This is a genomic window from Microcella sp. (assembly GCF_033763155.1).
Lineage (GTDB): Bacteria > Actinomycetota > Actinomycetes > Actinomycetales > Microbacteriaceae > Microcella.
This window is the reverse complement of the sequence record NZ_JANRKZ010000265.1, coordinates 1-1,784: the sequence shown is the minus strand read 5'-3', so window position 1 is coordinate 1,784 and position 1,784 is coordinate 1. Positions and strand designations below refer to the sequence as shown.

The window sequence follows — 1,784 nt, the reverse complement described above, 5'->3', positions numbered from 1 at the left end:
GAGCATGGGCGTCACGGGCACGCTCCGCGCGACCTACATCTACTACAACGCCGACGGCAGCCTCGTTTGGCAGTACACCTTCACCCAGTCGTGACCAGGGAGGGCGTTTCGACGCCGGATGCTTAGCCGACCCCGGCGAGCAGGGTTGCCCACGCTGCGTCGTCGGCAGCGCCGAGCCCGGCGCCGTACCCCAGCCAGTTGGGGGCGGTGAGGGTTCCCGACACGCTGCAGAAGACGTGCACGGGATCAGACGGCGTGCCTGACAGGCCGATCATCGCGTGCCAGATGCCGTCGACTTGCTCGACTCGGCTTCCGCTCAGGGGCGCGTACACGAGGGACTCGGGCGAAACACCCTCGAACTCGACGTAGGGCACCGTCTGGGTCTTGCACAGCTCGTAGACATCGTTCGCGGTGAACGACGACACGGGGGTTTCCTCAGCCGGCTCTGCTGCCGCCGTTTCGCTCGGGGTTGGCGTCGGCGTGGGACTACTCGCCGTCGGCGACTCCACTGGCGCTCTCTGACGGCGACGCGCTCGGGGTTGTTGCGCATCCCGCGGTGATCATCACGGCGAGCGCGATGACGATGGCTGCCTGGGTCTTCTTCATTGGGCAATGCTAGGGACCAGACAGGGCGTGAGCCACCCTGCGACGCGACGCGAGTCGGGGCGGGCACGGCGAGTTCGGGCATCCACTTGCGATAGACGCGGTAATGAAGGATGCTCGTGAGCAGTCGTGCGACCCTTTCTCGCCGCGACCCAACACAGAAAGAGGATCGCGGTGGACGTCGGTCAATTGATGGGGTTGTTGTTCGTGCCCGTGGTCGTCGTGATCGCGATCATTTTGGTGCGCCGATCTCGCTCGCTGCGCGAGAAGGAGTATGCCGCGTGGCTCGAGAAGTACCAGGCGTCGACCGCTCAACCCGAGACGGATCCGACGGTCTTGCGCACGCTCTGGACGAACGACCTCGCCACGCGCGACTACGCGAACCGCGAAGCGATGTACGCGCAGAGCAACCCCGAGCTCGCGGCGAGCGCAGCCGAAGGCGGGGTGTCGGCATACGCCGTCGCTCAGCAAACGCGAACGAACACTCTCGCCGTGTTGTCGTTCATCTTCTCTCTCGGCGGCGGACTGCTCGGCATCGTCTTTGGTCACATCGCACTCTCGCAGATCAAGAAGTCTGGCGAGAGCGGGCGAAAACTTGCGATCGCAGGGCTAGTGATCGGTTACGGCTGGATCGGTCTCTTTCTCGCCTTCCTGGCCCTCGCTTACACGATCAGCAGTCTGAACGGCGCCATCTAGAAGCCGAGCTGCAGCACCATGAGGCCCGGCCAGACGGCGAACAGCACCGTGACCGGCAGGATGAGGAACACGAGGGGCACGAGCATGGCGACCTCGCGGGTTCCGGCGGCTTCGAGCAGACGCCGCTTCGACTCGTCGCGCGCGTCGAGCGCGTGGGCGCGCAGCACCTCGGCGAGCGGAGTTCCGCGGTCGAGAGCCGCGAGCACCTGATCGATCAACCGGCCGACCGCGGGCACAGCGAGGTCGTCGCGCAGTTCACCGAGTGCGAGAGCGAGCGGCTGACCCGCGGCGGCACGCTGCACGACGCGGTCGAGTTCGCCCGCGAGCTCTCCCGAGCCGGTGCGGGCGACGCGACGCAGCGCCTCGAGGATGCTCTCGCCGGCCGCCACGCTGAGGGCGAGAAACTCGACCACCGTCGGAAACTCTTCGGCGATGCGCGCCGAGCGTCGGCGGGCACTGCGCGCGAGCAGGGCATCCGTCGCCGC

General features: G+C 66.9%; 3 protein-coding genes. 1 reads left to right on the top strand and 2 read right to left on the bottom strand.

The window, feature by feature from the left end; translation table 11 throughout:
• Window positions 1-122: 122 nt before the first annotated feature.
• Window positions 123-425 (bottom strand): hypothetical protein, encoded by a 303-nt coding sequence (locus tag SFU54_RS11285; RefSeq protein WP_319016369.1) that lies wholly within the window; start codon window positions 423-425, stop codon window positions 123-125.
• Between the two features lie 352 nt (window positions 426-777).
• Between SFU54_RS11285 and SFU54_RS11280 the strand changes: the two genes are divergently transcribed.
• Window positions 778-1,299, top strand: a complete 522-nt coding sequence (locus SFU54_RS11280) for a DUF4190 domain-containing protein (RefSeq protein ID WP_319016368.1) — start codon at window positions 778-780, stop codon at window positions 1,297-1,299.
• Here the strand turns inward: SFU54_RS11280 and SFU54_RS11275 are convergent.
• The coding region (locus SFU54_RS11275; protein WP_319016367.1) for a type II secretion system F family protein at window positions 1,296-1,784 on the bottom strand (489 nt) is incomplete at its 5' end. The genes SFU54_RS11280 and SFU54_RS11275 overlap by 4 nt on opposite strands.